Annotated in this window: 16 protein-coding genes; 8 read left to right on the top strand and 8 right to left on the bottom strand. The window is 62.8% G+C overall.

Going from position 1 to position 15,586, the window contains the following annotated elements:
* Positions 1–49 precede the first annotated feature (49 nt).
* Positions 50–952, bottom strand: coding sequence for a drug/metabolite exporter YedA (gene yedA / locus J3361_RS26320; protein WP_207967003.1), 903 nt, complete (start codon positions 950–952; stop codon positions 50–52).
* A gap of 162 nt (positions 953–1,114) precedes the next feature.
* On the opposite strand from yedA, the gene J3361_RS26315 reads away from it, so the two are divergent.
* Positions 1,115–1,567, top strand: coding sequence for an Lrp/AsnC family transcriptional regulator (locus J3361_RS26315; RefSeq protein WP_003205835.1), 453 nt, complete (start codon positions 1,115–1,117; stop codon positions 1,565–1,567).
* Positions 1,568–1,697: 130 nt separating this feature from the next.
* On the opposite strand, the gene J3361_RS26310 is transcribed toward J3361_RS26315, so the two are convergent.
* From J3361_RS26310 to J3361_RS26300, 3 genes are all read right to left on the bottom strand, one after another.
* Positions 1,698–2,309, bottom strand: coding sequence for a 3'-5' exonuclease (locus J3361_RS26310; protein ID WP_207967002.1), 612 nt, complete (start codon positions 2,307–2,309; stop codon positions 1,698–1,700).
* Between the two features lie 21 nt (positions 2,310–2,330).
* Positions 2,331–2,810, bottom strand: coding sequence for an NYN domain-containing protein (locus tag J3361_RS26305; RefSeq protein WP_013694260.1), 480 nt, complete (start codon positions 2,808–2,810; stop codon positions 2,331–2,333).
* Positions 2,811–2,938: 128 nt separating this feature from the next.
* On the bottom strand, positions 2,939–3,688 hold the full coding sequence (locus J3361_RS26300; RefSeq protein ID WP_207967001.1) for a DUF2076 domain-containing protein: 750 nt from the start codon (positions 3,686–3,688) through the stop codon (positions 2,939–2,941).
* Between the two features lie 176 nt (positions 3,689–3,864).
* Between J3361_RS26300 and J3361_RS26295 the strand changes: the two genes are divergently transcribed.
* Positions 3,865–4,524, top strand: coding sequence for a YciC family protein (locus J3361_RS26295; protein WP_207967000.1), 660 nt, complete (start codon positions 3,865–3,867; stop codon positions 4,522–4,524).
* On the top strand, positions 4,521–5,600 hold the full coding sequence (locus J3361_RS26290) for an endonuclease/exonuclease/phosphatase family protein (RefSeq protein ID WP_207966999.1): 1,080 nt from the start codon (positions 4,521–4,523) through the stop codon (positions 5,598–5,600). The genes J3361_RS26295 and J3361_RS26290 overlap by 4 nt, the downstream gene beginning before the upstream one ends.
* Before the next feature lie 134 nt (positions 5,601–5,734).
* On the opposite strand, the gene hrpB is transcribed toward J3361_RS26290, so the two are convergent.
* Complete coding sequence (hrpB, locus tag J3361_RS26285) at positions 5,735–8,251, bottom strand: ATP-dependent helicase HrpB (RefSeq protein WP_207966998.1); 2,517 nt, start codon at positions 8,249–8,251, stop codon at positions 5,735–5,737.
* Between the two features lie 95 nt (positions 8,252–8,346).
* On the opposite strand from hrpB, the gene J3361_RS26280 reads away from it, so the two are divergent.
* Positions 8,347–8,766 carry a polyribonucleotide nucleotidyltransferase gene (locus J3361_RS26280; protein WP_207966997.1) on the top strand — a complete coding sequence of 140 codons (420 nt, stop codon included), beginning with the start codon at positions 8,347–8,349 and terminating at the stop codon, positions 8,764–8,766.
* A gap of 28 nt (positions 8,767–8,794) precedes the next feature.
* Positions 8,795–9,688, top strand: coding sequence for a cation diffusion facilitator family transporter (locus tag J3361_RS26275; RefSeq protein WP_207966996.1), 894 nt, complete (start codon positions 8,795–8,797; stop codon positions 9,686–9,688).
* A gap of 125 nt (positions 9,689–9,813) precedes the next feature.
* Here the strand turns inward: J3361_RS26275 and J3361_RS26270 are convergent, their stop codons facing one another.
* Positions 9,814–10,815 carry a DUF6515 family protein gene (locus tag J3361_RS26270; RefSeq protein WP_207966995.1) on the bottom strand — a complete coding sequence of 334 codons (1,002 nt, stop codon included), beginning with the start codon at positions 10,813–10,815 and terminating at the stop codon, positions 9,814–9,816.
* Between the two features lie 248 nt (positions 10,816–11,063).
* Here J3361_RS26270 and J3361_RS26265 point away from each other — a divergent pair, with 248 nt between their 5' ends.
* The 3 genes from J3361_RS26265 to J3361_RS26255 all read left to right on the top strand — a co-directional run bounded on the left by J3361_RS26265 (position 11,064) and on the right by J3361_RS26255 (position 13,111).
* A complete protein-coding gene (locus J3361_RS26265; protein ID WP_207966994.1) occupies positions 11,064–11,885 on the top strand; it encodes a hypothetical protein in 822 nt (273 codons plus the stop codon).
* 337 nt (positions 11,886–12,222) lie between these two features.
* On the top strand, positions 12,223–12,702 hold the full coding sequence (locus J3361_RS26260) for an Lrp/AsnC family transcriptional regulator (RefSeq protein WP_003185723.1): 480 nt from the start codon (positions 12,223–12,225) through the stop codon (positions 12,700–12,702).
* A 199-nt stretch (positions 12,703–12,901) separates the two neighbouring features.
* Complete coding sequence (locus J3361_RS26255) at positions 12,902–13,111, top strand: DUF2788 domain-containing protein (protein WP_039594082.1); 210 nt, start codon at positions 12,902–12,904, stop codon at positions 13,109–13,111.
* Here the strand turns inward: J3361_RS26255 and J3361_RS26250 are convergent.
* Together J3361_RS26250 and amn are read right to left on the bottom strand one after the other, a co-directional pair.
* Positions 13,106–13,672 carry a pseudouridine synthase gene (locus J3361_RS26250; RefSeq protein ID WP_207967024.1) on the bottom strand — a complete coding sequence of 189 codons (567 nt, stop codon included), beginning with the start codon at positions 13,670–13,672 and terminating at the stop codon, positions 13,106–13,108. The genes J3361_RS26255 and J3361_RS26250 overlap by 6 nt on opposite strands.
* Positions 13,673–13,810: 138 nt before the next feature.
* Positions 13,811–15,310: an AMP nucleosidase gene (gene amn / locus J3361_RS26245; RefSeq protein ID WP_207967023.1), complete on the bottom strand. Its 1,500-nt coding sequence runs from the start codon at positions 15,308–15,310 to the stop codon at positions 13,811–13,813.
* Between the last annotated feature and the right edge of the window lie 276 nt (positions 15,311–15,586).

The following is a 15,586-nucleotide window of genomic DNA, read 5'->3' as shown; positions in this document are numbered from 1 at the left end:
GTAGGAAAAATCAGCGCAAGGTGTGCAATGCGCGGCAGTTTACCCTAAATCAGGCGGCGGCCGGCGCAGGCTTGGGTTTGCGCCACTGCGGCAAGCTGATCAACACCACCGCACTGATGATCACCAACATCGCCAGGGCCTCCTCGATGCCGATGGTTTCACCGGCGAATACGATGCCCAGCAACACCGCCACGGCCGGGTTGACGTAGGCATAGCTGGTGGCCGCCGCCGGACGCACATGCTTGAGCAGGTACATATAGGCGTTGAAGGCGATGATCGAACCGAAGCCGATCAGATAGAACAAGGCCAACCAGCCTTCCAGCGGTGGCATGTGGTCCAGCCGTTCACCGCTGACGAAGCTGCCGATCAGCAGCACCACGCCGGCCACCAGCATTTCCACGGCGCTGGCCATCGCCCCCGCCGGCAACGGCACGTGTTTGCTCAACACCGAACCAAAGGCCCAGGACGCCGCCGCGAACACCAGCAACGTCGCCCCCAACGGGCTGGACTGCAGGTTGGAACCGAGGTTGAGCATGGCGATGCCGATCAACCCCAGCACAATCCCCGCCCATTCCAGACGGGTATTACGCGCGCCCCAGAAATATCCACAGAGCAAGGTAAACAAAGGCACCGTCGCCACGGCCAACGCTGCCACGCCGGACGCCACGCCCGTGTGCTCGGCGACACTCACCGCGCCATTGCCAAACGTGAGCAGCAACACGCCGATGAGCGCCCCAGCCTTCCATTGCACCCAGGTCGGTGCCGGCGCCCCACGCCAGCGCAGGAAGCCGTACATCAGCGAACCGGCCAGCACAAAACGAATCCCGGCCAGCAGCAACGGCGGCCAATGCTCCACACCGATACGAATCACCAGGTAGGTCGAACCCCAGATGACGTACAACGCAAAGAAGGCAGCGATCAGGGGCAGAGGGAAACGGCGGGTGCCAGGCATGTTCAACTCGAAGTCAGGACAATGAGAGACCGTTATTCTAGAAAGGCGACAGACGGAATTTAAGTTACAAAACCTGTTTATCCAAGCCATACACTTTTCAAAACACGGCGTTCGGCGCTATAAATCGCGCTTTCGAAAGTCACGCCATTTGGAAGCCTACCTGTGGATAAATACGACCGCATGCTGCTCAGCGCCTTGTTGGAAAACGGTCGTGCGTCCTACGCTGAACTGGCCCGCAAAGTGAACCTGTCAGCCCCCGCCGTGGCCGAGCGGGTCAGCAAACTGGAAGCCAGTGGCGTCATCACCGGCTATCAAGCCAAGGTCGACATGGCCAAGATCGGCCTGCCGGTGCAGTGCGTCATCGAACTGCGGATGAACCAGCACGGCAACCAGAAGACCTACGACGAACTGTGCAAGATCCCACAACTGACCGAATGCCACCGGGTCACCGGGGATCCGTGCGTGATCATGCAAGCGGCAGTCGGTTCGATGCCCGAGCTGGAAGAGCTGATCAACCGCATCGCCAAGTTCGGCTTCAGCAAGACCTCGATCGTGCTGTCCAGCGCCATTGAAAAGCGCGTGCCGTTGGGGCAGTTGGAAGGGAATGGCAAATAAGGATCAAACACTGACTAACCTGTGGGAGCGAGCCTGCTCGCGATAGCTTTGGATCAGCCAACATCAATGTCGACTGACACACCGCAATCGCGAGCAGGCTCGCTCCCACAGTTTTTGTTTTGTGGTGTGTTCAGAACCCGCGATGCCGCTTGAGGTGCTCGTTGATCTTCGCCGCCGGCACTTTCTGCAAACTGCACAGCAGGTCATGGGACAACGCCCGCAGCCCGTGCTTCTGCCGCAGTTCCGCAGCCAGGTGCGCGGTGAGGTTGGCGGCCATTTCGGCGTCGGCCATGGCCCGGTGAGCCTGCCCGGTGTGAGGCAGGCCGGCGAACACGTTGAGCGTGCCGAGCTTGTGGTTCGGCGCCGCCGGCATCAAGCGCCGGGCCAGCAACAGTGAACAGGCAAAATTCTGCAAGCGGGTGCGCTTGATGCGTCCCAGCTCGAAATCCCAGAACTTCTGGTCGAACGCCGCGTTGTGGGCCAGCAGTGGCGTGGTGCCGACAAACTCGTTGACCTCGTTCATGACCTTTTCCGCCGACGGTGCGCTGCGCAGCATGGCGTTGCTGATGCCGGTCAGTTGCTCGATAAACGCAGGGACGCGCACACCGGCATTCATCAGGCTCTGGTAGCGGTCGACGATCCGGCCCTGTTCGAGCATCACCACTGCGATTTCAGTGGCCCGGCAGCTGCTGCTCGGGGTGATGCCGGTGGTTTCAAAGTCGATGACTGCGATGCGTTCCAAACCTTTTGAACTCCGTGAAAATTAATTCTTGAGCAACAACGCGCCTTCGATGGGCACATAGCGACTGGCGGCGCGGATCAGCGAGTTGGCGGTCAGCCCCGGCACGCCATAGGCCACGGCTTGCACACCGTGCTTCTGGATGATGCGTTCGAGCAGCATGTCGAAATCGCCATCGCCGGAGGCCAGCACCACTTCGTCGACGTGGTCGGCGGCGTCCATGATGTCCAGCGTGATGCCCACGTCCCAATCGCCCTTGGCCGAGCCGTCGCTGCGCTGGATGTAGGGCTTGAGCTTCACGATGAACCCCAGGTTGCGCAGGATCTGCTGGAACTGCTGCTGCTTGCTGTCACCGCGATCGATCGCATAGGCGTAGGCCTCGACGATCTGCCCCTGCTTGCTCACATCAGCCCACAGCGCGGCGTAGTTGAAATGGCAACCGTAGGCTTGGCGCACGGTGTAGTAGAGGTTCTGGACATCGGCGAACACTGCTATTTTTTTCACCGCGTTTCCTCTTGGATGCACACGCACGCAGACCACCTGGGCCGAAAAGTCGCCCAGTATGCCAGCCAGAGGGATTGTTCCGCGAATAATCGGCCCGAGGCGCCAGGGCGCCCCGGACGAATGGCAGCTCAGACGAAGGAGTCGTCGTCGCCGAAGGAAGATGAGTCGTCACTGTAGTCCGCGTCGCTGAACCCGCCCGGGTCGTTGCCGTAGGCGTCGTTGTCGGCCACGCGTTGGTCATCGCCCCAGCCGTTGTCAGCGGTGTCGCTGACCGGTTGCGCCGGTTCTTCCTTGAGGATCTCGACGATTTCCTGCGGTTGCTGGTTGCTGTGAAACAGGCTGCTGATGCCCTGGGCCAGCATCACGCCACCGGCCACGCCCGCTGCGGTTTTCAGGGCGCCACCGAGGAAGCTGCCCGCCGCCGGGGCCTGCTGCTGCGGTGCGCCATAATTGCCGGTCGGTGCGCCAAAGCCTTGCTGGGGCGGCGCATTGAAAGACGACGGTGCGGGTTCGCGCCAGCCACCACCGCTGGAAGCCGGCGCGCTCGCCGGGCGTGAATCCCGCGGGCTGCCGCCGAAAATACTCGAAAGGAAACCACCGCCACCGCTGGACGCCGGCGCTTGCTTGCGGGCCTGTTGCAGCTCGGCCTGCAATTGCTCGACCTGCTGGGTGAGTTGTTTGTTCTGTTCATCGAGGCGCTTGATTGCGGCCTCCTGCACCAGGATCGCCTGGGCCATGAAATAGCCCGCCGCTGACTGGCTCGCCAGGTGCTCCTTGATCCGCGCCTCGGCTTGGGCATCGCGCGGGGCTGAATCCTTTTCGGCCTGTTGCAGCCGTGAAAACAGTCCATCGATCAGGGTTTGTTCTTCGCTGTTCATGGCGACCTCATTCGATTGCCGGGTAGAAACCATTCCGATCCCGAAGACCGGTGCCCATCAGTAATGGGGCGCGTCGAAAAGCTTTCAATGGTCTTTACCTGATGTTTACGTTTGTTTCTGCGGTCACCTGATGGGTAAAGTGTCGGACCGCTTTTTTTGAACTGCGATACCGACCCATGAATCCGTTAGAAGTACTGCGTGACTCCTTGTATTTTTTCAAGCGCCATCTGGGCCGGATCGCCCAGTTGTGCCTGCCGCTGGTGATACTTGAAGCCGTGCTGCAACAAGGGGTGGACAGCGCCCTGGGGGCCGACGGTTTTTCCGGCTACAGCGTAATCGTTGGGTTATTGGTCTATCCGCTGTACACCGCGGCGCTGATTCTGTTTCTCGATGCCCGCAGCCGTGGTGAAGCGCCACGCACGCGTGACTTGCTTGCCGCCGCCCTGCTCCAATGGCCACGCTTCGCCTTGCTGACCGCGCTCAACACGTTGCTGATCCTGATCGGCATCTCCTTGTATTTCCTGCCTGGGCTGTGGCTGATGGTCGTCCTGGCCTTCGGTGAATACCTGTTGGTGTTGAAAGGCCTGGCGCCACTGGCCGCCATGAAGGAAAGCGCGCGCCTGAGTCGAGGCCATTTCTGGCGAATCCTGCTTTGCATCCTGGCCGTGATGGTCCCGCTGTGGCTGCTCAAGGGGGCCAGCGTCTCGGTGTATCCGCCGCCGCAGAATCCGTTGATCAGCTTGTTGATCGACAGCCTCCACAGTTTCCTGCAATTGTTCACCACCGTGGTGTTGTTCCGAATGTTCATGCTGATTGCAGAAAAACCCAAGCCATGATCCGTCTGCTGCGATACACCTTGCTGGGCCTGCTGTTGATTGTCGGCATCGGCGCCTTTGCAACCTACGGTCTGACCTGGCGCCCCCAGGCCCGGGAAGCACTGCCGGTCAGTTGCACCGCCAACGCCGCACCGCTGGTGCCCGGCCAGGCCTTGAAGGTGATGACCTGGAACGTCCAGTTCCTCGCCGGCAAGCGCTACGTGTTCTGGAACGACCTGGCCCAGGGCGAAGATGAAAGCCCGACCCTGGAAGACATGGCCTTCAGCCTCGACGAAGTGGCACGGGTGATCCGCGACGAACAACCGGACGTCGTGCTGCTTCAGGAGCTCGACAAGGACGCCAAGGCCAGTGATTACCAGGACCAGCTCAAGTTGTTACAGGAACGCTTGGCCGACCTCTATCCGTGCGGCACCAGCGCCTTCGACTGGAAGGCCGACTTCATCCCCAACCCACACATCTTCGGCAGCGTCGGCCGGCAACTGGCGACCCTGAGTCGCTACCGCATCGACCGTGCCGAACGGGTGCAACTGCCGGTGGCCGACGCCAACTTCATCAGCCGTCAGTTCCAGCCAAAAAACGCTTTGTTGGTGAGTTATCTGGCGCTGAGCGACGGCGGCCAACTGGCGGTGCTCAATACCCATCTGGAACGGGCCACCGAGCCGGACGACACCCTGCCCAAGCAAATCGCCGCCGTCACCAAGGCACTGGATAAATTCGAATCCGCGGGCACGCCCTGGCTGATCGGCGGCGACTTCAACCTGCTGCCCCTGGGCCAGTACCGGCGCCTGCCATCCGAGCAACGCACGCCCTACGCCGCCGACAGCCCGCTGCACCTGCTGTGGGACAAATACCCGATGATCCCCACCAACAACGAGGCCAGCGGCATCGACCGCGAACACTGGCTGACCCACTACCCGAACGACCCCGGCCTCAACGGCCCCGACCGTACTGTCGACTACCTGTTCTACAGCCCGCGGATCAAACGAGTCCAGGCCCAGGTAAGGCAGGACGACACCTTGCGCATCTCCGATCACTTGCCGGTGATTGCGCGGTTCCTGTTGCCGGCGATGCCGTGATTTGAGCCCCATCACCGAACAACTGTGGGAGCGGGCTTGCTCGCGAATACGGTGGGTCAGTTACATAAATTATTGACTGACACTCCGCATTCGCGAGCAAGCCCGCTCCCACAAAGGTTTTGTCTCGGCCCCAATTACTTACGCGGCTTGACCCGCGCCGTCGCCTCCGCCACCAGCGGGTCGTCCGGCCAGTAATGCTTGGGGTACCGCCCCTTGAGATCCTTCTTCACCTCGGTGTAGGTGCTGCGCCAGAAGTTCGCCAAATCCTGGGTCACCTGCACCGGCCGCCGCGCTGGCGACAGCAGGTGCAACTTGACCACCTGCCGCCCGCCGGCGATGCGCGGGGTGTCGGCCAGGCCGAAGAGTTCCTGCAGGCGCACTGCCAGGATCGGCGGATGCTCGCTGTAGTCCAAGCGGATCGACGAGCCCGAGGGCACGCTCAGATGGTGCGGCGCCAGCTCATCCAAGCGTTGCGGCAGGGGCCAGGGCAACAGGTTGTGAACGAAGCTCGACACGTCCAGGTTGGCGAAATGGCTGAGGCGCGAGACGCGGCCTAGATAGGGCATCAACCAATGCTCGAGGCTGTCCAGCAAGGCGCTATCGCTGACGTCCGGCCATTCGCTCTCGCCCTTGGCGTCCAGGTCCAGGCGCCGCAGCAGCGCCACCCGCGCCTGCCATTGCCGCAGTTCCGGGGTCCAGGGCAACAGTTCCAGGCCCTTGCGCCGCACCAGATTCACCAAGGCCTGGCTACGGGCTGACTCATCCAGGCCGGTCAGCGGTTCGCGGCTGAGCACCAGTTCGCCGACCTTGCGCTGGCGCTCGGCCCGCAGCACGCCTTCGCGCTCGTCCCAATCCAGTTGGTCCACGGTGCGCACTTGCTCGGCCAGCACCGAATCGAACAGCGTCGGGTCGAAATCCGTCGCCAGGTAGATTCGCTCTTCCCGCTGGCCCTGGCGGCTGCCCAGGTCGGCGATCACCAGCCACGCTTGTTTCATCAGGCTGTCAGCCTCGGCAAACAGCGCCGCACGACCATTGGCCAAACGATATTCCGCGCCGCCAGGCCTTCGCTGCTGGGCGACGCGGTCCGGGTAGGCCAGCGCCAGCAACGCGCCGAGCCAGCGCGGATGATCGGGATTGGCCACGGCTTCTTCGGCCTTGCCCCGCAGGTAGCCGCGATACTGCCGAGCCAATTGCCGGGCCCGTTGCACCCCACCTTGGGCGCCCCGCGCGGCGCGTTCTTCGCCCGACAGCAAGGCCAGGCGACTGTGCAGATCCGCACCAGCGCCACGGAGAATGTCGCGCTCGCCCAACAGTGCGGCGACGTTGCAAGCCATGTCCGCCAGCCCCAGCGCCTGGCCACGTAACAGCAAATGGGCGATACGCGGGTGGGCCGGCAGTTCAGCCATGGCCTGGCCGTGGCGGGTCAGTTGTTCGCCCTCCAGCGCGCCCAGGCGTTGCAGCAGGTCTTGGGCCTGGGCATACGCAGCGGCAGGCGGAATGTCGAGCCAGACCAGTTGCGGCGGCGTCACGCCCCAGCGTCCCAGTTGCAGGGCCAACCCGGCCAGGTCCGCCGACAGAATCTCCGCGCTGCCGTAAGCGGCCAGTTGTTCATGCTGGTCTTCGGACCACAATCGGTAGCACACCCCCGGTTCCAGACGCCCGGCGCGACCGGCCCGCTGGGTGGCGCTGGCCCGGGAAATGCGCTGGGTGTCGAGCCGGGTCATGCCACTGCCCGGATCGAAACGCGGCACCCGGGCCAGTCCGGCGTCGATCACCACGCGTACGCCGTTGATGGTCAGGCTGGTCTCGGCGATGTTGGTGGCCAACACCACTTTGCGCTGGCCGGGGGGTGCCGGGTCGATGGCGGCGCGTTGGGCGGCGAGGTCCAGTTCGCCGTGCAACGGACAGAGCAACACATTGCCGCCCTCACCCAAGGCCTCGGCCAATTGTTGATGGACCCGGCGAATCTCCGCCTGCCCGGGTAAGAACACCAGGACGCTGCCGGTTTCATCGTGCAGGGCGTCGAGCACGGTCTGCACCAGGCGCGGCTCGATGAACTCGCCGGGCTGGAACGGCCGGCCCCAGCGCACCGTCACCGGGAACATACGGCCTTCGCTGCGCAGGATCGGCGCGTTATCCAACAACCCGGCCAGGCGCTCGCCTTCCAGGGTGGCGGACATCAACAGGATCTTCAGCGGCTGGTCGTCGCGAAACAACTCCCGACCGTTGAGGCTCAGGGCCAGGGCCAGGTCGGCGTCGAGGCTGCGTTCATGGAATTCATCGAAAATCAGCAGCCCCACGCCTTCCAGCGCCGGATCGTCCTGCAAGCGGCGGGTGAGGATGCCTTCGGTGACCACTTCGATGCGGGTCTTGGGCCCGACCTTGCTGTCGAGGCGAATCCGGTAGCCGACCGTCTCGCCGACCTTTTCCCCCAGTTCGCTAGCCAGCCGTTCGGCCGCCGCCCGTGCCGCCAGGCGCCGGGGTTCGAGCATCAGGATGGTCTGTCCGGCCAGCCACGGCTCGTTCAGCAAGGCCAGGGGAACACGGGTGGTTTTACCGGCACCGGGCGGCGCTTCGAGCACGGCTTCGTGGCGCGAGGCCAAGGCTTGGCGCAGGGCGGGTAAAACTTCATCAATCGGCAAAGAAATCATGCTGGCTCCAAAACAGAGGGCCGAGTATAACGGCGAACTGTTTAGCGTGGTCTGGACTCCAACCAGCAACGCCTTTACCTGTTCAGGAGATTGCTATGCGTATTCCCTTTCGCGTGATCGGTGGCGTCCTGGTCGCCACCCTGCTGACCCAGATCAGCGCCTGTGGCTCGATCTTCTACCCGGACCGTCGCGGCCAGATCGAAGGCAAGATCGACCCGGCCATCGCCGCCCTCGATGCGGTCGGCCTGCTGTTCTACATCATCCCCGGCCTGATCGCGTTCGCCGTGGACTTTGCCACCGGCGCCATCTATTTCGAACCGGGCCGCAGCGTCCAGATCGAGCCCGAGAAACTCAAGCCGGCCATCAACCCCGACGGCACCGTCAACAACCAAAAACTGCAGGCGATCCTGGAACGCGAACTGGGCCGCAGCTTCCCGCTGGACGATCCGCGCCTGATCCAGCACAAGGGCAGCGCACAACAACTGGCTGCCCTCGGTCTCAAACCGGCCGCATGACCGACGCGACGGAAGGAACGACCGCGCCATGACCACCAGCACCGAACACGCTCGCCTGTTGCGCCTAGCCACCCGGGCGTCGGTGGCCGTGGCACTGATTCTGATCGTCGCCAAGGCCTTCGCCTGGTGGCTGAGCGGTTCGGTGAGCATGCTCGCCGGCCTGACCGACTCGGCGCTGGACGGCGTCACCTCGCTGCTTAATCTGCTGGCGGTGCACTACGCCCTGCGTCCTGCCGACGATGACCATCGCTACGGGCATGGCAAGGCCGAATCCCTGGCGGGCATGGCCCAGGCGTTGTTTATCGGCGGCAGTGCGGTACTGATCGCCTTGCAGGCCTTCGAGCGCCTGAAAGCGCCGGTGCCGGTGGACGCGCCCTGGCTCAGCGTCGGTGTGATCGTGTTTTCCCTGGTGCTGACCTTGGCGCTGCTGGCGTTGCAGCATCGGGTCGTCCGCGCCACCGGCTCCAACGCCGTGCGCGCCGACTCGCTGCACTATCGCTCCGACCTGCTGCTCAACGGCAGCATCCTGGTGGCGCTGGTGTTGGCCGGGTTTGGCTGGTATCAGCTCGACGCCTGGTTCGGCCTGGGGATCGCGGCCTATATCCTGTGGAGTGCCATCCAGATCGCCCGGGAAAGCTTCGCCGTGCTGATGGATGAAGAACTGCCGCCCGACGTCAGCCAACGCATGCTGGAACTGGCCTGCGCCGTGCCCGGCGTGCTCGGCGCCCACGACCTGCGCACGCGGGTTTCCGGCAACCATTGGTTCGTGCAACTGCACTTGGAGCTGCCGGGGGACCTGACCCTGTCAGTGGCCCATGGCATCAGCGACCAGGCCGCCGATGCGATCCATCGCGCTTACCCGAAGGCCGAAGTGCTGGTGCATGCCGATCCGTCGGAAGTGGTGAAGCGCGCCAGCGCCTGATGTCGAACACCGTGGCGAGGGAGCTTGCTCCCGCTGGCCTGCGCAGCAGGCCCAGGATTTTGCGGTCGCTGCGCAACCGAGCGGGAGCAAGCTCCCTCGCCACAAGAGCGGCCTCCCACCAGAACTCAGTACGTCACCTGATACCCACGACTGCCCAAGCAACTGCCCTGGGCCTGGCGATAGGTCTGCACCACTTCCGGTGCCGGTGGGTAGGTGTAGTTGCGCGGGTCGAAACCACTCTGCTGCACCGCCCAGCGATAACAGTCGTAGCCATCCTGATTGACCTGCTCGGGAGACTGGCCATTGGCGGGATAAGCCACCACATCGAAACTATTGCCCTGGGGTTGCGGCTGCGGGTTGGCAACCGGCGCATCGACCACGACGTAATCCTGGGTGTTGGCTTCATAGATGTAATAGGCGCCGGCAGCGAGGAAGAACAGCGAGCTGCCGATCCACACTTCCCTGGCGTAATCGGGCAAGTAACGGGTACGGATGCCCCGCGGTGGTGCGACCACCACATAACGCGGCCCTTGCGGGCGATACCAGTAGCCGCCCGAATAAAAGTAATCCTGACCGCGATAGGGCACACGGTAGTTGCGATCGGGGAAACGGTCGATCACATAACCTGGACGGTATTGCGGCCCAGGCCCCCAACCGTTGCCATGCCCGCCCGGCCGACCAGGCCAAGGCTGATCGGGCCGACCGTCATGGTCAGGACGGGGACCTGCGTTCGGATAGCCATCGTTGCGACGAGGAATGTCGCGGTAGTAGCCCGGTTGCGGCTCGCGGGTCTGGGTCACGCTGTCGGGCCGCCCCTGGATCGGCAGGTTGTTGCCGGGTTGCGGCTGCGGCGGACGCCCGTGAGCGTTGGGGTCCTGGGGTGGACGACCGTAGTGCTGCCCACCTGGGTCCTGCGGCTTGACCTCGAACTGACGACTGTTGTCGCCTCGAATGATTTCGTTGCTCTGCGGCCGTGGCTGGCCCGAAGAACCCTGGCCGCCGCGCCCGTCCTGGCCGTGGCCACCGTCCGGGCCACCTCGGTTTTGCTGATCGTCGGCCATTCCCTGCGCACTGACACTTGCCCACAGCAGACCAACACCTGCCAAACGCCAGATGCGCGACTTCATGAAATTCCTCACAACGGTTCAAGGCCTGATGATAAGACTGGAAAAGCCCAGGCCGGTTCTGCGACAGATTATCAGCCACGGGGTTTATTTCGCAGGCTGCTGAAAGTTTTCCTCTAAGATGCCTATCGATTTCGCCGGTTGACAGGGACTGTCCGTTCCCCCGTAACGACTACCGGCATCGGTCGCAATGAGCCAATCAAGGGAGTGAAGGTATGACAATTCCATTCAGGTGGGGTCAGGGGCACCGCATGCAGCGCCTCGTCACGAGGATCCGTCTTGGTGCCCTGATGCTGCTGCCCGTGGCCCTTTGGGGCTGCGCGCCAGCGCCGCGGGTGCATGAAGATGATAAGCGGCTGAGCCGAATGCTGTGTGAAGTGGGGGAACAACGGGTGACCCTGAGCCCACGCTTCTCCTACGACCTGCCAGGGCCGTTGCGGCACACGCCGTGCGGTACGATCAAAAGCGGCTTCGACTATGACAAGGTGCGCGACATTCAGTCGGCGAGTGCTGCCGGCCGCTTTCGCTCCGATGACCTCGTCGTACTGGCCTCATCGCGCTGGATAACCGTCGAAAGCCTGCTTGACGGCAAGGACGAAGGGACGCTCTATTCTCCCGAGCAGTTCCTGCAAAACAAACTCGCCCTGATGGACCTTACCCCAAGCAAGGCACGCCCCGAAGGAATCGATTGGGTCACGCGGCAAGGCATGCAATGCCTGCGCTTCTATGACATATGGCATAGCCCGACGGATGCCTGGGTAGAAGATGTCACCTACTGGTGCTGGGAAAACCAGAGCGGCTTGAAACAGCCATTCTCGGTCAGCGCCGGCCAACGCTTGCCCGAAGGCACCAAAGGCTACGATCTGGATCAGGCGTTTATCCTGCCTTTTTTCCAAAGCCTGAAAATCAATCGCCTGTCCGATACCGCCCTGGCGGAGGCTGACGCAAAAATCAAGGCTGCCTGCGCCCACGTCAAATCTCGTTATGACCAGCATCTGAATTGGGGCAGCGACTACCCGGACAAGCGCCTGACCCGCCAGCGCCTGCGTTCTTGCGGATATGACGCGCCCTAGCCAAAGCAGAATCTGCGCCCAATAAAAAGGGGAGACCCGTCGGCCTCCCCTTGAGAATTTCGTCCGTGCGCGACGCTTATGACGTCGGCTCACCTCACGCCGTCTTCTGGACGGTGTGCAGCTCGGGGGCCTGCCAGTACCGGTGGGTACTGCGACCGCAGCCGGCCTGCTTGGGCGGGCTGCACTGGACTGTTTGTCCGAGCAGTGATCTTGGTGGTAAGCATAAGCTTGGGGCGCCGATAGATGATTGCGAAGATTGCGGAAATAAACATCACTTGCGCAATTTTTAACCCCGGATAGATAATCTGCCGCAATTATCAAGATAAAGGCCCGACCGATGAGCAAACTCGACCGTTACGACCTGAGCATTCTGGCGGAATTGCAACGTGACGCGCGCATCTCCAACCAGGAACTGGCCGAACGCATCGGCCTGTCGCCCTCCCCCTGCTCGCGGCGCGTCAAGCAGTTGGAAGATGACGGCTACATCACCCGCCAGGTCGCCCTGCTCGACCGCAAGCTGCTGGGCCTGAGCCTGACGGCATATGTGCTGATCGGCATGGACCGTCACACACCCGAGCGCTTCGAGAACTTCGAAGCCGCCATTCGCAACCTGCCGCAAGTGCTGGAGTGCAGCCTGGTCACCGGCATGGACGCGGACTACCAGCTCAAAGTGGTGGTGCCGGACATGGACCATTACCAGAAACTGCTGCTGGGGCACCTGACTCGTATTGATGGCGTTACCAGCGTGCGTTCGAGTTTTGTGCTGAACCAGGTGCTTAACAGCACTGAACTGCCGTTGACGCATCTGCGTAGCTGAAGCCCCCATCGCGAGCAGGCTCGCTCCCACAAGGAGTTGCGCCCTGACACAGATCCATTGTGGGAGCGAGCCTGCTCGCGATGGCGTCAGCCCAGGCGATGAATAGCTGCGACACACCGCCGCAGGCCAATCCTCCACCCGCTCCCCATGCCTTATACTCGCCGCGCCTTTTCAATCCCGCCCACGCTGGAGTGTCCTGATGGATCCTGCTGTTTTCGAAGAGTGGATGATGACCGGCCTGGTCAGCATCCTGATCATTTTCATGGGTTTCATCGTCTGGGACCTGGCGAAGAAGTCCAAGGCCGGGCGTTTCGGCTCGTTCATCCTGTTTTTCGTGCTGGGCCTCGGCGTGGCGGCGTTCATCATCAAGAGCGTGGTGATCGGCCTGATCGAGTCCGGGACGTTATAAGCGCGCCGGCACTTCTTTCCACTGCCCCTGGTCGAGCCCTTCGAGCGTCCAGTCGCCGATCCTGACCCGCACCAGGCGCAGTGTCGGCAAACCCACGGCGGCGGTCATGCGTCGCACCTGGCGGTTGCGGCCTTCGCGGATCACCAATTCCAACCAGCTCGTCGGCACACTTTTACGAAAACGCACCGGCGGGTTGCGCGGCCACAGTTGCGGTTCGTCCAATGGGCGCGCCTCGGCCGGCAACGTCATGCCGTCGTTCAACTCCACCCCATCGCGTAAACGCTGCAACTGTTCGGCGCTCGGCTCACCCTCGACCTGCACCCAATAGGTCTTGGCCAATTTGTGCTTGGGGTCGGCAATACGCGCCTGCAACTGTCCATCGTTAGTCAACAACAGCAAGCCTTCGCTGTCGCGATCCAGGCGTCCGGCCGGGTAGATGCCCGGTATGTCGATAAAATCCTTGAGTGTTGCCCGCCCCTCACCGTCGCTGAATTGCGTCAGCACATCGAAGGGTTTGTTGAACAGGATCAGCTTCGGCTCGGCCGGCGGAGCCTTGGCCACACGGCGCGGTGCGGCGATTGCGGGCTTCGCGCCAGGGCGACGGGAAGCAGGGCGTGGGGGACGGGGCATGGGAAATACAACATCTAACGGTCAGGGCCGACCATGCTAGTGGCCCGACCGTTAAATGGCCACCGTCGATCAGCGGAACGGCGGCTCGTCGAAGCTGCGCAGCTTGCGCGAATGCAATGAGTTGAGCTCGGTGCGCAACAGGTCCAACGCCGCGATGCCGATCTTCAGGTGCTGGTTGACCGCACGTTCATAAAACGCGTTGGCCGAGCCCGGCAGTTTGATCTCGCTGTGCAACGGTTTGTCCGAGACGCACAGCAACGTACCATAGGGCACCCGCAGGCGATAACCCTGGGCGGCGATGGTGCCGCTTTCCATGTCCACCGCCACAGCGCGGGACAGGTTGATCAGCGGACGTTCCTGGGCCCAGCGCAGTTCCCAGTTGCGGTCGTCGTAGGTCAGTACGGTACCGGTGCGCAGGCGTTTTTTCAGCTCGTCGCCCTTCTCGCCGGTGATGTTCGCCGCGGCCTGCTGAAGCGCCATCTGCACTTCGGCCAGGGCTGGAATCGGAATGTTCGGCGGCACCACCCGGTCGAGAATTCCATCGCGGCGCATGTAGGCGTGGGCCAGCACGTAGTCGCCAATGGTCTGTGACTGCCGCAGCCCGCCGCAGTGGCCGATCATCAGCCAGCAATGCGGACGCAGCACGGCGAGGTGGTCGGTGATGTTCTTGGCGTTGGACGGGCCGACACCGATGTTCACCAGGGTCACGCCATGGCCGTCGCTGGCCTGCAGGTGATAGGCCGGCATCTGGTAGCGATGCCAGACCACGCCGGCAGCGATGGCCGACGCTTCGCTGTGCTCCATGTTCTTGTCGATGATCACGTTACCCGGCAGGACCATGCGCACGAAACGCGGGTCGCTACGCAGTTGCTCCAGGCCATGGACAATGAACTGGTCGACGTAGCGGTGGTAGTTCGTCAGCAAGATCCACGGCTGCACATGGCGCCAGTCGCTGCCGGTGTAGTGCACCAGCCGGCGCAGGGAAAAGTCCACCCGCGCGGCGTCGAACAGCGCCAGGGGCAGCGGGTCGGTGTTTTCCCAATCATAGAGGCCGTCGGCGATGCCATCGGTGGCGGCCGACAGGTCGGTGCTGGGGAATACCCGCGCCAGCACGGCGGCGGTCACGCCGGAGCCGGCCAGTTCGTCGCCCTGCTCGACCACGTACGGGTACGGAATGTTCTGCTCGCTGACGCCCACCTCCACGGTGACGGTAAAGTCGTGCATCAGCGGGACCAGTTGTTCCAACAGGTATTTACGGAACGCGGCGGGATGGGTGACGGTGACGCTGTAGGTGCCGGGCAACTGGACCTTGGCATAGGCACGCGTGGTTTGCGGGACTTCACCGTGGCAGTGATAGGTCAGGCGCAGGGCGGGATAACGAAACAATGCACGCTGCTCGGCATCCGGCTCGACGCGGTCCTTGAGATACCGCATCAGCGCCTGGTTCAGCGCGGTGGTCGCACGCTCGTGCAGGGCCGCCAGACGATCCACGGCTTGTTCGGCGGTTTGAACGACAATAAACGCTTCGGTCACGATCAGCTTCCTGTGTTCTGACTTGCAGGCCTTCATCTTGCCTGCATCGCCGCCCGACGGGAACAGTGGCGTACTTAGATGTTGCGTACGACTCAGGGCCACTGTGGGAGCGAGCCTGCTCGCGATTGCGGTGTATCAGTCACTACAGATGCTGAATGGGCCGACGCTTTCGCGAGCAAGCCCGCTCCCACAAGGTTCGGTGGTGTACTCCGATGTTGCGTACAGCTCAGATCCACTGTGGGAGCGAGCCTGCTCGCGATAGCGGTGTATCAGCCACTACAGATGCTGGATGGGCCGACGCTTTCGCGAGCA

It is taken from the genome of Pseudomonas sp. OA65, from assembly GCF_017498305.1.
GTDB classification, from domain to species: Bacteria; Pseudomonadota; Gammaproteobacteria; order Pseudomonadales; family Pseudomonadaceae; genus Aquipseudomonas; species Aquipseudomonas zanjanensis.
The sequence above is the reverse complement of the archived record's forward strand: the minus strand, read 5'-3'. Positions and strand labels throughout refer to the sequence as shown.